This is a genomic window from Cellvibrio sp. pealriver (genome assembly GCF_001183545.1).
GTDB lineage: Bacteria > Pseudomonadota > Gammaproteobacteria > Pseudomonadales > Cellvibrionaceae > Cellvibrio.
Window position 1 is genome coordinate 4,244,918 of the sequence record NZ_KQ236688.1, and the last position, 16,634, is coordinate 4,261,551.

A 16,634-nucleotide genomic window follows, 5' to 3' on the forward strand; every position below is an offset into this window, starting at 1 on the left:
CCATGAGCGACAAATATATTCAAGAAATAAAAAATCGAGTGGAGCAACTGCAGGAACGCTTGGGTTGCCAGCTTCAAGTAACAATTTATAAAGATACTCTCAACACGGCCGACGATCTAAAAAAGGCCGTCAATGATTGCCGTATGAGCATCATAAATGCTGGCTATACACCCGGCAAAAAAGAAGATAACCCCACTTATGCTGTCCGCGTGGTTGCAGAGGGAATCGGAGAAATTCCTTATCCGTTAATGTGCAATGAAGTTTATCTGGTAGGCCAAAGTGCGCAGGAGAAAAGTAATGAGTGACGATGCAAATCCCTTAACAATCCTGGATACGATCTATGAGGCTCGATGTAGTCCACAGCCCATACAAAAAACTATTGCGAGGGTAAATGACTTGGATCAGAAAGCTATTAATGATTGGAGAGCCGAAAATGGCCACAGTGCGGTTTGCGGCAGCAATTCACCAGAACTGGAGGATTTATCTAAAATGTTTGATGACTAAAAGCGCATTAGTGCGGTTTTAGTCATTATTTTCATTCAGTGGGCGGGATTCAGTGCGCTTTTCGGCACTGTCTCGCTCTTGATGAGGGCAGCAAAAATTTGCCGGGAGGGGAATAGGTTCGTCCGGCACCACTAAATAGTTGTAGCGCAATCTCTCTTCTGCAGAGGCAGCATCATATACCTCTTGGGTCACCATAAAGCGGGGTCTGAACATAACGAACTATCTCCGATACGGGAAAAAATCTCGAATATCTTTACAGTGGCCACCTACCTGCATTGTTTGAAAATGCACCCAATGCACTAGATTTTTATAGATTGGATTTCCAAAGCCTGACTGGGGGCTACCGTACTGAAGTTGGTCTTTGCCTGGCGCGCAATTTTTAGGGTCACCTACCGCATGAAAAGTTCGGCAAACAATAGGCCTAAACTGATAGATACCACATTGCCCATCGGACGCTAAAAAAGGGCAAGGTTTTTCATTGTTGAAGGTGTGCGATGTGTCTGGATTATGGGGTATACCGGTTTTTAAATAGATGTACTCAGCCTCAAATGAAGTAATTTGTACATCGTAATGGCAGCAGTAGTTGCAGCCCTTCTGGCATGTCGCAAAAGTGGCAACATATTTGCCAAACCCATCCAGGTAACTGTAAATCCTTTCAAGTGTCTGAATTAGGTTAAGGCCGGGCTTCCGAAAATCGAGATAGAGTTGATTCGCCTGATCAATGAGCGGTTGAGGGATCTCTGGTAGTTCAATGGTGGTAATTCTTTCCATGATTTTGTTCTACGTTTTTAGCTTCTTTTCTTTACGGGTGTATTTTTTTTAATGTCAGCGAGAGCTTTCGATACTGCTTGGCTTGCCTTTGTAAAAGCATGTTCGGGAGCAGTTTCATTGGGCAAAACTGTATACTGCTTTTCCTTTGGTGTAAGTGGTCTATTGTTGCTCATCGTCATAATCCTCTTCTAAATCGATAATCATTTTTCCATTCTTGTCTGTAGCGCCAGAGGCTAACCCTTTAGGCTCTTTAATCGCTTTTTGGTTGGCTTCCATTTCTTGAGCCAGTTTTTTTAATGCAGCTTTCACGCGCTCTTCTTTAGTTTGGCCTTTCAATTTTTCATTGAACGCGGAATCGAAATCTTTAATTTTGTTGTTCATCACACAATCCTCCGGATGCAGCTATTACTTTTCAGGTCATATTTAAAGCCTTTTTGCTCGTAATAGTCGCGAACATCTTTATTGATTGGGTTCATGATCTTAACGTGAGTTGCACCTAACAAAGTTGCATAGGCGTAAAGGGCAAGATAGGTCAGATCTAAATGTGGTTCACTAGCTTCTGGTGACTTTTCAATGTAATCCAACCTAAGTCCAGTAGCCTGATAAGTGGGTCTACCCATAGCGAAACCTATCAGTCTATTGCCTTTCCAGGTGGCGCACTCAAAACGCTTTGGATAATTCATTTTCCAGCTCATCCAGGATGTTGGCCAGTCCCAATCCACTAGCCTGTTCGGGCTATTTTCCCAGCGTCGAAAAGCTTCATAGGAAGCCCCGTCAACAAGTGTGAGCCTTGTGTTTGGCATTCTCAGTGCTTGGTTTGCCATCAATATTGATTGTCTGCGAAGTTCGCCATATCTGCGTTCAAGCTCTTCGCGCATCGCTAGTTTGAAGCCGGTCATATCACATCCTTTTGGGAGTCACGAATTAAGTCTCGGGATCTTAATCTCGTCTGAGTGCAGATGCTACGCCGTATTTCACAGTAAGGAAAATGGAAGCTTAAGTTGATACGTTGCTATTGAGATAAGTTGGCAGGAAGCTGGCGCAACAGAGGCAATGTAACCCCAGTGTAACCCCAAGTTTTTCTAGTTTTTGGGGTGATGGTAGGTTTGGGGGCTAAGTGGAATCAGGGTTACACACATTAAAACCCCCGCAGGGGAAGAGTTAGGTATTAAAAACTTCGTAACTCTTTGATTTTAATGGTTTAAATGGTGGGCCCAACTGGACTTGAACCAGTGACCTGCCGATTATGAGTCGGATGCTCTAACCAACTGAGCTATAGGCCCATTAAAACTTTCTGCCCTTGACCCATTGATTATGAGTCGGATGCTCTAACCAACTGAGCTATAGGCCCTAAAGAAAACTGCGCAAGGAATTTACATATACAGAAGCTATGGTAGCGCAGTGCGGGCATTATAGTGAGTTGTGAAGTGTGTGGCTAGAGATTATGAATATTGGCGGCTTAAAAAAATAAAACCCGCATATGCGGGTTTTATTTCGAGTGATGATTAATCATCAAGGAAGCTGCGCAAGTGATCTGAACGCGAGGGGTGGCGCAATTTGCGCAACGCTTTTGCTTCGATCTGACGGATACGCTCACGCGTTACATCGAATTGCTTGCCTACTTCTTCCAGTGTGTGGTCGGTGTGCATATCGATACCAAAACGCATGCGTAACACTTTGGCTTCACGTGCAGTAAGGCCAGCCAGTACTTCGCGTGTTGCTTCCATCAGCCCTTCCATTGTTGCTGATTCCACCGGAGAAATAATGGTGGTGTCTTCGATAAAGTCACCCAGATGCGAATCTTCATCGTCGCCGATTGGCGTTTCCATGGAGATGGGTTCTTTGGCGATTTTCAACACTTTACGTACTTTATCTTCTGGCATTTCCATGCGTTCGCCGAGTTCTTCAGGCGTTGGCTCGCGTCCCATTTCCTGCAGCATTTGACGCGATACACGATTGAGTTTGTTGATGGTCTCAATCATATGTACCGGAATACGGATAGTGCGTGCTTGGTCGGCGATGGAGCGTGTAATCGCCTGACGAATCCACCATGTGGCATAGGTAGAAAATTTGTAACCGCGGCGGTACTCAAATTTATCTACTGCTTTCATCAGGCCGATGTTGCCTTCCTGGATCAAGTCGAGGAACTGCAAACCGCGGTTGGTGTACTTTTTCGCAATCGAAATTACCAGACGCAGGTTGGCTTCAACCATTTCTTTTTTCGCACGGCGCGCGCGCGCTTCGCCAATAGACATGCGACGGTTGATGTCTTTGATTGCAGCGAGGCTCAAGCCACTCTCGGTTTCAATCTGTGCAAGCTGTTGTTGTGCCGTTTGCACATCGGGTACTACGCGTTCGAGTTTGTCGGCATGCTCAACTTTACCTTTCAGAAAATCGGGTAGCCAAGCTTCGTTGGTTTCATTTCCCGGGAATTCTTTGATAAAGGTTTTGCGTTGCATCTGTGCTTTGCGCGTACACAAATCCATGATGTGACGTTCTTGCTTGCGAATATTGTCGAGCGTATCGCGCGCTTTGGAATAGATTGGATCAAATTGACGTGCGGGTAATTTGAAAAACTTAAACAAGTCACCCAGCGCAGACAGTTCTTTCTCAGCTTGCTTGCTGCCGTAACCGTGTTTGGCGAGTGCTTTGGCGGTTTTATCCTGTTGCTTTTGAAGTTCTTCAAAACGCACGCGAGCCTCTTCAGGATCTACACCTGAAATGGCTTCTTCTTCGTCTTCGGATGATGACTCTTCATCTTCATCCTCGGTTTCCGGTTTTGCGCCAGCGACAGCGACGGGAATTTCTTCGTCATCAGGCAAGGTTGCAGGAATATCTTCAACTGGATCCAGCCAGCCAATAATTACATCGGCAAGACGACGTTCTTCTTTTGCAACCAGTGCATACTCATCGAGTACTTGTTGAACCGCGCCGGGCCAGTAGGCGATGGCGTGCATTAATTCGCGCACACCTTCTTCGATGCGTTTGGCAATAACGATTTCGCCTTCGCGGGTGAGCAATTCAACCGTGCCCATTTCGCGCATGTACATACGTACCGGGTCTGTTGTGCGGCCGGTTTCGGTCTCTACCGCTACCAATGCGGCTGCGGCTTCTGCAGCGGCAATCTCATCGGCGGCAGAATCGCCATCGGTCATTAACAGGGTATCGGCATCGGGTGCAGTTTCATACACGCGGATGCCCATGTCGTTAATCATCTGGATGATGTCTTCGACCTGATCCGGATCTGAAATGTCCTCCGGAAGGTGATCGTTAACCTCGGCATAGGTCAGGTAGCCCTGTTCCTTACCGCGTGCGATCAATTCTTTAATACGGGACTGTTGCTGTTGGACGTCTTCAGACATTCGAAACCCTATTTAAAACCTGATGAGTGAAATGCAAAGCCCGAAATTATACTCCACTTGCCTGAGTGGATTCTAGGCAGTCGGGTTGAGACACTAAAAACTCTCATCATTTACTGAGAGGTTGCGCAGCTTTTGATCGATTTGGGTGGTGTTAGTGCTGCGATTTAGTCGCAAGAGCGGCGCGCACCAGTTGTTCGCGCTCTTCTTTGGATAGTTGAGTAAAGTCGGTATTCCTAAGTTTTGCCAAAGATTCTGCTGTTTTTTTCTGATTTTGTTGGAGCCGCAGTTTTTCGATTGCATCGCAAAATGCCCGCTCGCTGTCGTAGTCTGCTTTTGCGGGTTTATCCTCCCGGCCCTGGCTCAGGGCATTGGCGGCTTGCAGTAAGTCGTGCCCGGCAATTGTCGCAAGCTTCTCTGTATCGTCTGCGCCATAAACCCCCCGCCAATAACCAATCAGGTGGGAGAGGTTGTAATGCGGTCGTTCATGCAGCACTTTAAGAAGCCGCCCAAGGGTAAGGCATTCGCTGCTGGAATCCTCTTTTAGCCATTCATCATGATCGGGGGTGAGGATTGCAAGGCTGGGGTACGTGAGCAGTAATGCAAGTGCTTTGCGTGCTGGTGGCATCAGGTAACGGCTTGCTGCGCGGGCTTGTAATTCCGGCTGGTATTGGCGACGGTTTGGCGTGCGCGCAATAGGCTCTTCGTAGTATTCGTGATAATCCGGTGGCGGCAGTTCTGCAGGAAAATCACCGTAATCCGCCGGAAGCATGGTGCTGTCAAATGGGGCGTTATGACTGGCATAGTTTGTGTGGTTGTCAGGCCTGTGACTTGTATGTTGGGCGTTACCGGACTGCGCAGCCTTTTCCTCCATAGGTGCGTTAATCGATGGTGCGTTTATCAGTGTTTTAGCAGGAGATGGTTGTGCAACCGGATCTGCCTTTTGCTGCTCAAGCACTAGTTCCTGTAACACTTTGCGATTTAGACCTGTGCGGGTTGCCAGGTTCTCAAACATCAACTCCCTGAATACTCCCTTGGGGAGTCGATCCAAAAGGGGCGCTGCGCGCTTGCTAAATGTGGCGCGCCCTTCCATTGTGCGGATATTCAAGCCTTCAGCGACAGCATCAAACAGGTAATCTTCGAAGGGTACAGCCAGTTCGACCATTCGCTCGAATTTTTCCGGACCTACTTGGCGTACCAATGTGTCCGGGTCTTCGTTCTCCGGCAGAAACAGGAATTTCACCGTGCGACCATCGGTCATGCATTCAATAGATGCTTCCAGTGCCCGGTGTGCCGCGCTTCGGCCTGCTTTGTCGCCATCGAAACAAAATACTACTTCGTTGGTGTATTTGAAGGCTCGGTCCAGATGGTCGGGGCCGCATGCGGTTCCCAAGGTGGCGACACCATAACAAATACCGAACTGGGCGAGGCTCACTACGTCCATGTAACCTTCAACTACCAGCAGGCGCGGCAGCTCGCGATAAGCAAGGCGCGCCTCGTAAAGCCCGTAAAGCTCCTGGCCTTTGTGGAAAACTGGCGTTTCCGGAGAGTTGAGATATTTGGGTTTGTCGTCACCTAAAACGCGGCCACCAAAACCTATAACCCGCCCGCGTGTATCGCGGATGGGGAACATGATTCGATGGCGAAAGCGGTCGTAGAGTTTCTTTTCTTGCTCCTGGTGAATCAGCATTCCGCCTTCAATCAGCAGGTGCTTGTCTTCATCGTTCTGGGCGAGAGCTTTGAGTAAATTGTCCCAGCCAGGTGGTGCAAAACCGACACCATAGGCTTTGGCTGTTTTGCCGTCCAGGCCACGGTTTTTTAGATAATTGACAGCGAGATGTTTACTGGGGTGATGGCGCAATTGCTGCTGGTAAAACGCATCGGCTTTTTCCAGTAGTGTATAAATGCTGCGCTTCTCTTCTTCGCGTTTTTGCTGGGCTTCGGTCTGTACTTCGCGCGGCACCTCAAGCCCTGCTAGGCGAGCAAGCATCTCTGTCGCTTCGGGGAAGCTCAGGCGTTCGTAATCCATAACAAAGCCGAGTGCATTGCCGCTCGCGCCGCAGCCGAAACAATAAAAAAACTGTTTCTCTGGACTAACAGTAAAAGAGGGTGTTTTTTCGTCGTGGAAAGGGCAGCAGGCGCTGTAGTTTTTGCCGGTTTTTTTTAGTTTTACGCGACTATCGACCACATCGACAATGTCGAGGCGGTCGAGTAGATCATCAATAAAGCTTTGTGGAATTAGTCCGGCCATTGAAGCTGTCGCCTGAGGTTCGATTGCCAGAAGCTAGCAGTGAGCGACTAATTGCCCAATTTAGCCTTAAGCAGTTTGCTCACATCGCTCATGTCGGCGCGCCCTTGCACCTGTGGTTTGATCAGTGCCATGGCTTTGCCCATATCGCGCGCTTCGGTGACGCTGGCATCGGCTATTGCCTTAACGACAATGGCATCCAGCTCTGCAGCTGTTAATGCAGCGGGCAGGAATTCCTGTATTTGGCTTATCTCGTAAGCTTCCTGGTCGGCAAGCTCGGGGCGATTGGCATTGCGATATTGCGCTTCGGAATCGCGGCGCTGTTTGACCATTTTATCCAGCACGGCCAGTACGCGGGCATCATCCAGTTCGATGCGCTCATCCACTTCGATTTTTTTGAATTCAGACATCACAAGACGCAAAACCGCGACGCGCTCTTTTTCTTTAGCGCGCATCGCGGTCTTTAAGGCATCATTTATGCGGTCTTTTAGCGTCGTTTGACTCATGGGTTCACCAATAATCAATCATTTAAAACGCACGGTTTGCTAGCGAAAAGATGCAAACTAACTAACAAACAGAACCGGTAAGCACTAATTGCTGTGTTATCCCTGATGGGCACAGCGGACTATTAGTACAGACGGGTAAACTTTTTGGATTCGCGTTGAACCTTTTTAGCATGACGCTTAACTGCAGCAGCGGCATCACGCTTACGAATAGTGGTTGGCTTCTCATAGCATTCGCGAGCGCGAACGTCAGCCAAAATACCGGCTTTTTCACAGGCGCGCTTGAAGCGACGCAGGGCTACATCAAATGGCTCGTTTTCTTTGATTTTTACTGAAGGCATGTCGTTACCTTTAAATTAAGTGCTTAAAAATGATGTCTTGAGGAAATTGGACTGCGCAATGCGCGGCCAAGTATCCAAGGGGTGCGGATTCTATACGCTTCTCGTTGCTGCCGCAACCTTGGCTGGGCGATGGCGCTGGGTTTTCCCGAGGCCAGCCTTTATCATAGCGCCACTGAAATTGTTGATTGCTGCCTGATAAGGTGAGTAAGGGGTTGGATTATGCGTGTATTAGGCTTGGAAACATCCTGTGATGAGACTGGCGTTGCGGTCTACGACAGTGAGCAGGGCTTATTGGCGCATGTGCTCTACACCCAAATTGCCCTGCATGCTGAATACGGTGGCGTTGTACCGGAGTTGGCCTCGCGCGACCATGTGCGCAAGCTCTTGCCTCTTATTAATGAGGTAATGGATAAGAGTGGCTCCAGCGCTGCTGATATCGATGCTATCGCCTACACATCAGGCCCTGGCTTGGTGGGTGCCTTGATGGTGGGTGCATCGCTCGGGCGCTCCCTTGCTTATGCATGGGGTATCCCTGCGATTGGTGTGCATCATATGGAGGGGCACTTGCTCGCCCCCATGTTGGAGGCGAATCCTCCCGCATTTCCTTTTGTTGCACTGCTGGTATCGGGCGGGCATACGCAGTTGGTAAAAGTCGATGCGATTGGACAATATGAATTGTTGGGCGAATCGATTGATGATGCAGCTGGTGAAGCGTTTGATAAGGCAGCCAAAATGCTCGATCTGGATTATCCCGGCGGTCCGCAAATTGCCAAACTTGCAGAGCAGGGTGTTGATGGGCGATTTAAATTCCCTCGTCCTATGGTAGATCGCCCTGGATTGGATTTCAGTTTCAGTGGGTTAAAAACGGCGACGCTCACGACGGTCAATGCCAATAAGCAAGCGAATGGCCTGCCTGATGATCAAGCCTGTGCCGATATTGCCTGCGCATTCCAGGCAGCCGTTGTTGATACATTGGTGATTAAATGTAAGCGCGCGCTTGAGCAGACGGGTATGAAAACGCTGGTTATTGCAGGCGGTGTTTCTGCGAATAAAAAATTGCGCGCCGATTTGGATGCTGAACTCGCCAAAATGGGTGCAAAAGTATTTTATGCCCGCCATGAATTTTGTACTGACAATGGTGCAATGATCGCCTATGCGGGTTGCCAGCGATTGCTTGCGGGGCAGCAAGAAGGTTTGGCGATCAACGTGAAGGCGCGCTGGCCATTGGATTCGCTCAACCCTCTGTAACATAATGGCTTTGTTGAAATCATCGCACCGCTAGAATAATCACATCACAATTAACACCACGGAAAAGAATCTATTTATGGATATTGTTTACATCCGCGATTTACGTATCGACACTATTATCGGTATTTATGATTGGGAGCGCGAAGTGCGCCAAACCGTCAGTATTGATTTGGAAATGGCGAGCGATATTAGTAAAGCTGCTGCAACTGACGATATTCAATATGCATTGAATTATAAAGCGGTTTCCAAGCGGTTAATTGCTTATGTAGAAAATCGCAATGCGCTTTTGGTGGAGACGCTTGCTGAGGAAATTGCACAGGTAATTCGCGCTGAGTTTGATGTGCCCTGGTTGCGCCTAAGGTTAAGTAAGCCCGGGGCTGTGCGGGGTGCTCGTGATGTCGGTCTGATCATCGAGCGCGGGGTCAAGCCTGCATGACAATGATTTATCTGAGTCTCGGCAGCAATGTCGATCGTCATAGGCATATTGCAGCGGCATTGAGTGCGTTGAACTATTTGTTGGGCGAATTGCAGATCTCATCTGTGTACGAAAGCAAATCAGTGGGTTTTGAAGGCAGTAACTTTTTTAATTTAGTGGTTGGTGCGGATACAACCCTATCAATTACTGAGTTATCAGAGAACTTAAAGCGAATTGAAGATAACAATGGGCGTAAACGCAATGGCCCAAAGTTCAGTCCGCGCACGCTTGATATTGATATTCTGACCTACGGTGATTTTGTTGGGATAGAAAGCGGCGTTGAGTTGCCGCGTGCAGAAATTACCAAAAATGCATTTGTGTTATTGCCGATGGCAGAAATTGCTTCACAGGCTAAGCACCCTCAGTTACTGCAAACCTATGCGCAGTTATGGAGTGAGTATGACCAGTCATCGCAGCAATTGTGGGTGATTGATTTTGTATGGGATGGGAAAAAAATTTCGCAGGCCCAATAATCCTACAGCCATTTCTTGTAGGCAACCACACCAAATCCTGCTGCTATTACCAGCATTGCACCCAGTGTATAAAAATAACCGTTAGGGGCATGCAGTTCTGGCATGTTGTCGAAGTTCATTCCATAAATGCCCGCGATAAAGGTCAATGGGACAAATATCGCTGTGATGACTGTCAACACTTTCATGGTGTTGTTCAGTTGATGTGAACTGATAGATAAATATCCGTTGATTAAATCGCCGCAGATTTCATAGTACATGGTACATAGCCCATGTAAACGCTCGCAGCGTTCAAATAAATCTTGCAGTGCGTGTTCAATATCGCCGTCTTCATCGATCAGGCGTTGCGGTATGTCTTTTAATAAATTGGTTACCAGTTTTTCGTGATAGCTAAAAATGCGTTTGAGTTTGCGCAAACGTGACTGGTAGGCGATGAGTTCACGCATAACTTCATCGTTGGGTTTTTCTTGCATTGCATCTTCAAGTTCATTAAGTGATGGCTCAAATGCCAGTATGGCTTCCAGATAGCGGCCAACCGAAAAGCGCATGATGCGCGATGCAAGTAACCCTGGGCTCACCAATAAATTTTCATGACGCGCATTTTCCCAATAGTGTGCAATGCCCATGGAGTTGCGTGGATGACAGCTAATGAGATGGCGCTCACCGGCAAACAATGCAATGGTCATTTGTTGGATGGTGAGGTCTTTATTGAATTCGGTAATGCCGCGGTACAGTATTAATGTGTGATCATCGAAGGTTTCCGTTTTTGGGGGGTGACGAAAGCGCTGCACATCCTCAACTGCCAATGGGTGGCAGTTCATCGATAATAAAAAGTGTTTCTCTTTGGCTGGGTCTTCCCCATTTAAATCTATCCAGATATAGCTGTTTTGGTCTGCGCGCCAACGCGACACTAACTCTTCATTACCAGTAAGCCATTCGCCACTTGAGGTTAATAACTGTGTTTTGATCATACAGAATAAAAATCCATGTTGATGGGTGGCGATTAAATAGTGATGGAGCGTCCACCGTCTACATTCAGTATTTGTCCGGTCACATAGGGTGCTTCGTTGGCGAGAAATAAAATGGTGCGCGCAATATCGGATTCATGTCCGCGTTCTTGCAGGGGGATTTTGGCAAGCATCTTTTCTTTATTTTCATCAGAGAGCTGGTCTTCCGGTTTTTTATGGCTGTCATCTGGCCACAATATTGCACCTGGTGCAATTCCATTGACCCGAATTAATGGTGCCAGTTCCAGGGCGAGGGTTTTGGTGAGCATGACATTGCCTGCTTTGGCGATCGAATAAACGCTGTGTTTTTTTAGTGGTTTATCGGCGTAAATATCTGCAATGTTAATAATGCAGCCGTGCTGTTTTGCCAGAGATGGAGCTAGTGCTTGCGCCAGAAAAAAAGGCGCTTTCAAGTTGGAGTTGATAATGTGATTCCAGTCTTGTTCGTCGGTTTTTCCGATGGGAGTTGGAAAAAAGCTGGAGGCGTTATTGACCAACAAATCAATTTTTTGCCATGCCTCATTACTGGTGTGCGCCAATTGCATGATTTGCGACATATCATTCAAATCTGCTTGTACGCTAATAGCAGAGTTACTGCGCTTTTCGTTTAGCTCCTCTGCAAGCTCTTCGGCATCTGTTTTGGATTGGTGATAGTGAGCGATGATGTTGAAATTGGCTGCGTGCAGTTTGCGTGCGATCTCTGCACCTATGCGCTTGGCAGCTCCGGTGACCAGTGCAACTTTTGGATATGTTCCCGACATATTTCTGTCCTCTTTATCGGAATTGGTTATCGACATTGGTCATCGGCATTCGATTTATTGGCCGATTTTCACCATGTCATTAGCCAGTGGCCGATAAGCTATTCATTTTTTAATGTAAGCAGATTGTGTAATCGTTGTTGATTGACTGCATCGCCAAAGGCTTTTCCGGTGAGGTTCTGCGCCTGGATGGCTGTTATATCAATATTCTGTGCTGCACTGAGCGCGGCGCGAAAAAAATTGGCCTGCGGATAATGGCGATCTTCAAAGCCTGTGCGCCCGCGGGCATCTGCTTCACAGCATAGCAAAAACTGTTCAAATCGCTCGGGGCGACGGAATGCGTCGTTTGACTGCAATACTTTTAATATCGTGGCCGGTTTTAATTCCAATGCGCGATGACAATGGGTGTGCCATTGCGCGACCATCAATGCCAGTTCTTTGTATTCTTTCGGTGCGGCAATGCGTTCACATAATTGCTTTACCAGCGGTAAGCTGCGGTCTTCATGGGCAATATGGCGCGGCCACTCATGGGGTGGTGTTTTGGCTTTGCCCAAGTCATGCAAAAGCGTAGCAAAGCGTACGGATGTGCTGGGCGATAATTTAGCGGCTTGTTGCAGACTCATGAGCGTATGTACACCGGTATCAATTTCCGGATGATGCAGTGCGGTTTGGGGAACACCAAAGAGTGCATCAATTTCTGGAAATAATCGCGCCAGTGCCTTCGCATTGCGCAACACCTCAATAAAAACGTCCGGGTTTTGCTCACCGAGCGCGCGCTCGGTTTCTTTCCATACTCGCTCGGCAACCAAGTGATCGACTTCGCCGTTATCGACCATCATTTGCATCAGCTGAATCGTCTCATCGGCAACGCGAAACCCTAAATGGTGATAGCGCGCCGCAAAGCGAGCAACGCGTAATATGCGTACCGGGTCTTCTGCAAATGCAGGTGATACATGACGCAGGATTCTATTGGCGAGATCTTGTTGGCCATTGTAAGGGTCGATGATCTTGCCGGTTTCATCTTCGGCCATGGCGTTGATGGTCAGGTCGCGGCGGATCAAATCCTCTTCCAGTGAAACTTCGCTGCCGCAGTAAAAACTGAAGCCGCTGTAACCGTGACCGGTTTTGCGTTCGGTGCGGGCGAGGGCGTATTCCTCTTTGGTGTGAGGATGGAGGAATACGGGAAAATCCTTGCCTACAGGTGTAAAGCCAAGGCGATGCATTTCTTCCGGGGTGCTGCCTACCACAACCCAATCTTTTTCTGTTGCCCCGCGGCCTAATAATTTATCGCGGACAGCACCGCCTACCAGATAAGTCTTCATGTAACTCTCTATGTACTATGTAGCCTATGTGGCTCTTCATGAGTTTTTGTCATTAAAAAATATGTAAACGAGTATAAGTGAGTTATTAGTCAAAAGGCATTAATAAAAAGCGTGAATAAAAATGCAAAAATAACTTGTCGAGTGTAAGAAATTAAATTAACCTCGGTTCTCTTTTCAAAAACCTTATAAGCTTAGACCAATTAATTATGTACCCAATTTATATCGCCAAGCATACCGCCCAAGCACTACGACCAATGATTTGGTTTGTGGGCTGTGCGCGCTGCTTGGCGGAATTTGTTGATTAATTAGTTAATCGTTGTAAACAAAGGCCGCAGCATAAAAACTGCGGCCTTTTTGTTTTTGGGTTTCAGTTTTGTTTTTCCGATGTTGGAATTTTTCCAGTATTGGATGTTGCGGCCATTCTCTTGCACTTTGCTCATTGGGCAATAAGGAGCTATGCCGTGGCCGTGATATTTTCGTATTTTTCAGTAGTGCTGATATGGGCTACTACTCCGCTCGCTATTCAATGGAGTAGCGATAGTCTCAGCTTTATGCTGGCCGCTGTGGCACGCATGTCGCTTGCGTTAGCAATTGCATTGGTTATTCATGCGTTGCTGCGTCAATCGCTGAAAACCTATTGGCAGCATCGTGCGATTTATTTTGCTGCATCTATCGGTATTTTTCCCAATATGCCGGTGGTGTATTGGGGTGTGCAATTTATTCCGTCTGGTTTGGCGGCGGTGCTCTTTGCCATGTCGCCTTTTGCAACTGGCGTAATGACGCTGCTGCTGTTAAAGCAAAATCCATTTTCGGTTAAACGTGTGATTGCGTTGTTATTGGCGCTTTCTGGTTTGGTCATTATTTTTTATCACCAAATGAAATTCGATTTGCGCTCTATCTATGGTATCAGTGCGATGTTGTTGTCCTGCGTACTTTTTAGTTTCAGTAGCGTGTGGGTAAAAAAATTAACGCAGCAAAAATCGGTCACTCTGGATGCATTCCATCAAGCAAGCGGTGCATTGATATTTGCATTGCCAGGTTTGTTGCTGTGTTGGTGGTTGATGGATGGCGCAGTACCGCAGCAGGTATCAACCAAATCCGCGTTATCGATTATGTACTTGGCGGTGATGGGATCTTTGGTGGGCGCTGCATTGTTTTTTTACGTGTTGCAGAGGATGTCGGCAAGTGCGGTGTCACTCATTACCTTGATGACACCGGTCTTGGCGATTGTGATTGGGAAGGCATTGGCAGATGAGGCGTTGTCATCGCAAACACTGATTGGTGTGGCAGTGGTGCTGTTTGCCTTGTTGTTGTATCTGCCCTGGACGATCCGCTCTGCTATCGCCTCGTTGAACGCGTGGTTGTTGCGCAAATTAGCTGAGCCGCCCGCTTATGAAGGTGGAACCAGCGTGCAACAGGAATTACAGAAAATTAAAGAGTACGTTATTCGGTTTAAATGAGTTGTTTTGGTGCGTGCCCGGGTGGCGAGCTTGGTTTTTGTGCACCATGCTTGTGCCTGGGCGAGTTTTGTTTTGGGTATGCAATCTTGTATTCAATGTGTAACGTTTTGATTTTAAAGTGAAAAATAAAATTGGCTTGGTACCTGCAATATCCCCGTCAAGCTAGTGTGAATTATCAATAGCTGCCTCAAAACTAACTAGTAAAGACCATTGAAGAGGAAGAACTCATGAAAATGAAACAAAAATTAATTGCTGGTGCCGTAGCTCTGTCGGCGTTTGCTGGTTTCTCTGTTCCAGCAGTTCATGCTGAGGTGGCTGCCAGTGTGGGTGTTTCCAATATGTACTATTGGAGAGGATATGATTTGGGCGGCGGCGCGGCATTGACTGCAGATATCAACGTAAGCGGCAACGGTTTCTTCGCGGGTGCCTGGACCTCTTCTGGCGATGAAGCCTTGGGAACCGAATACGACCTGTACGCAGGTTACGCTGGTGAAGCTGGCGACTTTAAATACGGCGTGAGCGTAGTGTCTTACAACTACCCAGAGTTGGGTGGTGAAGAAAAAATCGCTCCGGGCGACTATGTAGAAATCATCCCAATGATCGGCTACGGCCCATTGAAAGTGACCTATTACGATGCAGTAGCTGCAGAAGTAAGTCCTTTGGACAACAAAGACTACTCATACGCAACTGCAGAATTGATTTTTGAAAAATTCGCAGTGAAGTACGGCCAACACATGGATGATGGCGATACCACTTCTTCTCACTTGGATCTGACCTACAAGTACAACGACAAGTTGAGCTTCACTGTAGGTACTTTGGTTGATGACGGTGATGATCCTGAAGCAGATGACGCTACTTTCGTAGTGAATTTGTCTCTGCCAATCGAGTAAGTTTTAGTTCGCTAAAATCACTTCGCAAAAGGCAAGCTTCGGCTTGCCTTTTTGTTATCTGAGTTCTTATCTGAGCTGTTATCTGGATTTCTGCTGCGTCTATTTGTCACTACACCTTAATAAAATAATAATTATATGATTTAATAAAAGATTCTTTCCTAGCCCTTATACTGCCGCCCGAACTCTGGTTCAATGCGCCGGCAATGGCTCACATCTTTATAAGGAATCTTGTATGTCCCGTTCCCCCATTCTTGTAACAGGCGGTGCCGGTTTTATCGGTAGCCATGTCTGTGTTGAATTGATCAATAGTGGTTATTTGCCTGTCGTGGTTGATAACTTGTGTAACAGCAGCGCCGAATCGCTCAAGCGCGTCGCCCGCATTACCGGTGTTGAGCCCGTGTTTTTTGAGGTGGATATCAACGATAAAAACGCGCTGCGCGAGGTGTTCCGCGCTTACAACATCAGCGCAGTGATGCACTTTGCCGGTTTGAAAGCGGTGGGTGAATCCAACCAGATTCCGATGAAATATTATCGCTACAACGTAGCGGGTACCTTGTCATTGGCGGAGGTGATGGAAGAGTTCAAGGTGTGGAAGCTGATCTTCAGTTCATCGGCAACTGTGTATGGCGACCCCATTTCGGTGCCGATTGATGAGACCTTTGCCACCTCGGCTACCAATCCTTATGGCCGCAGTAAGCTGATCGTAGAAGAGATCCTTTCCGACATGGCAAAGGCGCCCGGCAATCAGTGGAATTTTTCGTTGTTGCGTTACTTCAATCCGGTTGGTGCACATGAAAGTGGCTTGATCGGCGAAGATCCCGCAGGAATCCCCAATAATCTGCTGCCTTATGTGGCGCAGGTAGCGATTGGAAAACTGAAAGAGCTGAGTGTATTTGGCGATGATTACGACACCGTCGATGGCACTGGTGTGCGCGATTACATCCATGTAGTGGATTTGGCGCTGGGCCATGTGGCTGCATTGCAAGCGCTGGAAAAAACCGGCGTTGGGTGCCGCGCGTATAACCTGGGTACGGGAATGGGCTATTCGGTGCTGCAGATGGTGAAAGCTTTTGAAGCCGCGAGCGGGCGCGCAGTACCGTACAAAATAGTGCCGCGCCGCGCGGGTGATATCGCCAGTTGCTACGCTGAACCGGCCAAGGCCAAAGCTGAACTGGGATGGGAAGCTAAGTTTGGCCTTGAGCGCATGATGCAGGATGCATGGCGCTGGCAGTCGCAAAACCCCAATGGTTATGGCGATTAAGCTGCACGCAACATTTG

20 protein-coding genes and 1 tRNA gene are annotated in these 16,634 nt (G+C 47.7%); 8 read left to right on the top strand and 13 right to left on the bottom strand.

Annotated elements, in window-relative coordinates; all coding sequences use genetic code 11:
* Window positions 1–2: 2 nt before the first annotated feature.
* On the top strand, window positions 3–305 hold the full coding sequence (locus VC28_RS18455; protein ID WP_049631933.1) for a hypothetical protein: 303 nt from the start codon (window positions 3–5) through the stop codon (window positions 303–305).
* Window positions 298–504: a hypothetical protein gene (locus VC28_RS18460; protein WP_049631934.1), complete on the top strand. Its 207-nt coding sequence runs from the start codon at window positions 298–300 to the stop codon at window positions 502–504. The genes VC28_RS18455 and VC28_RS18460 overlap by 8 nt, the downstream gene beginning before the upstream one ends.
* A gap of 18 nt (window positions 505–522) precedes the next feature.
* Here VC28_RS18460 and VC28_RS19805 read toward each other — a convergent pair whose 3' ends face one another.
* The 10 genes from VC28_RS19805 to rpsU all read right to left on the bottom strand — a co-directional run bounded on the left by VC28_RS19805 (window position 523) and on the right by rpsU (window position 7,726).
* Entirely contained in the window at window positions 523–717 is a 195-nt protein-coding gene (locus VC28_RS19805; protein ID WP_156184367.1) for a hypothetical protein, read from the bottom strand.
* A 6-nt stretch (window positions 718–723) separates the two neighbouring features.
* The gene (locus VC28_RS18465) at window positions 724–1,275 is read right to left on the bottom strand and encodes a YkgJ family cysteine cluster protein (protein ID WP_049631935.1); all 552 of its coding nucleotides are present in this window, start codon (window positions 1,273–1,275) and stop codon (window positions 724–726) included.
* A 17-nt stretch (window positions 1,276–1,292) separates the two neighbouring features.
* Window positions 1,293–1,448, bottom strand: a complete 156-nt coding sequence (locus VC28_RS19810; RefSeq protein ID WP_156184368.1) for a hypothetical protein — start codon at window positions 1,446–1,448, stop codon at window positions 1,293–1,295.
* Complete coding sequence (locus VC28_RS18470) at window positions 1,435–1,656, bottom strand: hypothetical protein (protein WP_049631936.1); 222 nt, start codon at window positions 1,654–1,656, stop codon at window positions 1,435–1,437. Before VC28_RS18470 ends, VC28_RS19810 begins: the two co-directional genes overlap by 14 nt.
* Window positions 1,656–2,174, bottom strand: a complete 519-nt coding sequence (locus VC28_RS18475) for a hypothetical protein (RefSeq protein ID WP_049631937.1) — start codon at window positions 2,172–2,174, stop codon at window positions 1,656–1,658. The genes VC28_RS18470 and VC28_RS18475 overlap by 1 nt, the downstream gene beginning before the upstream one ends.
* A gap of 307 nt (window positions 2,175–2,481) precedes the next feature.
* Window positions 2,482–2,558, bottom strand: a tRNA-Ile gene (locus tag VC28_RS18480).
* A 222-nt stretch (window positions 2,559–2,780) separates the two neighbouring features.
* Window positions 2,781–4,637: an RNA polymerase sigma factor RpoD gene (rpoD, locus tag VC28_RS18485; protein WP_049631938.1), complete on the bottom strand. Its 1,857-nt coding sequence runs from the start codon at window positions 4,635–4,637 to the stop codon at window positions 2,781–2,783.
* 151 nt (window positions 4,638–4,788) lie between these two features.
* The gene (dnaG, locus tag VC28_RS18490) at window positions 4,789–6,885 is read right to left on the bottom strand and encodes a DNA primase (protein ID WP_049631939.1); all 2,097 of its coding nucleotides are present in this window, start codon (window positions 6,883–6,885) and stop codon (window positions 4,789–4,791) included.
* A gap of 47 nt (window positions 6,886–6,932) precedes the next feature.
* Entirely contained in the window at window positions 6,933–7,388 is a 456-nt protein-coding gene (locus VC28_RS18495; RefSeq protein WP_049631940.1) for a GatB/YqeY domain-containing protein, read from the bottom strand.
* Window positions 7,389–7,510: 122 nt separating this feature from the next.
* Entirely contained in the window at window positions 7,511–7,726 is a 216-nt protein-coding gene (gene rpsU, locus VC28_RS18500; protein WP_007644759.1) for a 30S ribosomal protein S21, read from the bottom strand.
* A gap of 219 nt (window positions 7,727–7,945) precedes the next feature.
* On the opposite strand from rpsU, the gene tsaD reads away from it, so the two are divergent.
* The 3 genes from tsaD to folK all read left to right on the top strand — a co-directional run bounded on the left by tsaD (window position 7,946) and on the right by folK (window position 9,922).
* Window positions 7,946–8,974 (top strand): tRNA (adenosine(37)-N6)-threonylcarbamoyltransferase complex transferase subunit TsaD, encoded by a 1,029-nt coding sequence (gene tsaD, locus VC28_RS18505; protein WP_049631941.1) that lies wholly within the window; start codon window positions 7,946–7,948, stop codon window positions 8,972–8,974.
* 76 nt (window positions 8,975–9,050) lie between these two features.
* Window positions 9,051–9,410 carry a dihydroneopterin aldolase gene (folB, locus tag VC28_RS18510; protein ID WP_049631942.1) on the top strand — a complete coding sequence of 120 codons (360 nt, stop codon included), beginning with the start codon at window positions 9,051–9,053 and terminating at the stop codon, window positions 9,408–9,410.
* Window positions 9,407–9,922 carry a 2-amino-4-hydroxy-6-hydroxymethyldihydropteridine diphosphokinase gene (folK, locus tag VC28_RS18515; RefSeq protein WP_049631943.1) on the top strand — a complete coding sequence of 172 codons (516 nt, stop codon included), beginning with the start codon at window positions 9,407–9,409 and terminating at the stop codon, window positions 9,920–9,922. Before folB ends, folK begins: the two co-directional genes overlap by 4 nt.
* 2 nt (window positions 9,923–9,924) lie before the next feature.
* Here the strand turns inward: folK and VC28_RS18520 are convergent, their stop codons facing one another.
* The 3 genes from VC28_RS18520 to VC28_RS18530 form a co-directional block, all read right to left on the bottom strand.
* Window positions 9,925–10,890, bottom strand: coding sequence for a magnesium transporter CorA family protein (locus tag VC28_RS18520; RefSeq protein ID WP_049631944.1), 966 nt, complete (start codon window positions 10,888–10,890; stop codon window positions 9,925–9,927).
* Window positions 10,891–10,922: 32 nt separating this feature from the next.
* Entirely contained in the window at window positions 10,923–11,687 is a 765-nt protein-coding gene (locus tag VC28_RS18525; protein WP_049631945.1) for a pteridine reductase, read from the bottom strand.
* A gap of 98 nt (window positions 11,688–11,785) precedes the next feature.
* Window positions 11,786–13,006 (bottom strand): multifunctional CCA addition/repair protein, encoded by a 1,221-nt coding sequence (locus VC28_RS18530; protein WP_049631946.1) that lies wholly within the window; start codon window positions 13,004–13,006, stop codon window positions 11,786–11,788.
* Window positions 13,007–13,467: 461 nt separating this feature from the next.
* Here VC28_RS18530 and VC28_RS18535 point away from each other — a divergent pair, with 461 nt between their 5' ends.
* The 3 genes from VC28_RS18535 (at window position 13,468) to galE (ending at window position 16,617) form a co-directional block, all read left to right on the top strand.
* The gene (locus VC28_RS18535) at window positions 13,468–14,466 is read left to right on the top strand and encodes a DMT family transporter (RefSeq protein WP_049631947.1); all 999 of its coding nucleotides are present in this window, start codon (window positions 13,468–13,470) and stop codon (window positions 14,464–14,466) included.
* Window positions 14,467–14,693: 227 nt separating this feature from the next.
* On the top strand, window positions 14,694–15,356 hold the full coding sequence (locus VC28_RS18540; protein ID WP_049631948.1) for a TorF family putative porin: 663 nt from the start codon (window positions 14,694–14,696) through the stop codon (window positions 15,354–15,356).
* Between the two features lie 232 nt (window positions 15,357–15,588).
* On the top strand, window positions 15,589–16,617 hold the full coding sequence (gene galE, locus VC28_RS18545) for a UDP-glucose 4-epimerase GalE (protein ID WP_049631949.1): 1,029 nt from the start codon (window positions 15,589–15,591) through the stop codon (window positions 16,615–16,617).
* Window positions 16,618–16,634: the final 17 nt, after the last annotated feature.

Bases quoted from the DNA above. Each gene is read 5' to 3' on its own strand.
- folB (WP_049631942.1), top strand. From the start codon at position 9,051: ATGGATATTGTTTACATCCGCGATTTACGTATCGACACTATTATCGGT.
- VC28_RS18530 (WP_049631946.1), bottom strand. From the start codon at position 13,006: ATGAAGACTTATCTGGTAGGCGGTGCTGTCCGCGATAAATTATTAGGC.
- rpoD (WP_049631938.1), bottom strand. From the start codon at position 4,637: ATGTCTGAAGACGTCCAACAGCAACAGTCCCGTATTAAAGAATTGATC.
- folK (WP_049631943.1), top strand. From the start codon at position 9,407: ATGACAATGATTTATCTGAGTCTCGGCAGCAATGTCGATCGTCATAGG.
- rpsU (WP_007644759.1), bottom strand. From the start codon at position 7,726: ATGCCTTCAGTAAAAATCAAAGAAAACGAGCCATTTGATGTAGCCCTG.
- VC28_RS18460 (WP_049631934.1), top strand. From the start codon at position 298: ATGAGTGACGATGCAAATCCCTTAACAATCCTGGATACGATCTATGAG.
- VC28_RS18525 (WP_049631945.1), bottom strand. From the start codon at position 11,687: ATGTCGGGAACATATCCAAAAGTTGCACTGGTCACCGGAGCTGCCAAG.
- tsaD (WP_049631941.1), top strand. From the start codon at position 7,946: ATGCGTGTATTAGGCTTGGAAACATCCTGTGATGAGACTGGCGTTGCG.
- VC28_RS18495 (WP_049631940.1), bottom strand. From the start codon at position 7,388: ATGAGTCAAACGACGCTAAAAGACCGCATAAATGATGCCTTAAAGACC.
- VC28_RS19810 (WP_156184368.1), bottom strand. From the start codon at position 1,448: ATGAGCAACAATAGACCACTTACACCAAAGGAAAAGCAGTATACAGTT.
- VC28_RS18520 (WP_049631944.1), bottom strand. From the start codon at position 10,890: ATGATCAAAACACAGTTATTAACCTCAAGTGGCGAATGGCTTACTGGT.
- VC28_RS18540 (WP_049631948.1), top strand. From the start codon at position 14,694: ATGAAAATGAAACAAAAATTAATTGCTGGTGCCGTAGCTCTGTCGGCG.
- galE (WP_049631949.1), top strand. From the start codon at position 15,589: ATGTCCCGTTCCCCCATTCTTGTAACAGGCGGTGCCGGTTTTATCGGT.
- dnaG (WP_049631939.1), bottom strand. From the start codon at position 6,885: ATGGCCGGACTAATTCCACAAAGCTTTATTGATGATCTACTCGACCGC.
- VC28_RS18465 (WP_049631935.1), bottom strand. From the start codon at position 1,275: ATGGAAAGAATTACCACCATTGAACTACCAGAGATCCCTCAACCGCTC.
- VC28_RS18470 (WP_049631936.1), bottom strand. From the start codon at position 1,656: ATGAACAACAAAATTAAAGATTTCGATTCCGCGTTCAATGAAAAATTG.
- VC28_RS18475 (WP_049631937.1), bottom strand. From the start codon at position 2,174: ATGACCGGCTTCAAACTAGCGATGCGCGAAGAGCTTGAACGCAGATAT.
- VC28_RS19805 (WP_156184367.1), bottom strand. From the start codon at position 717: ATGTTCAGACCCCGCTTTATGGTGACCCAAGAGGTATATGATGCTGCC.
- VC28_RS18455 (WP_049631933.1), top strand. From the start codon at position 3: ATGAGCGACAAATATATTCAAGAAATAAAAAATCGAGTGGAGCAACTG.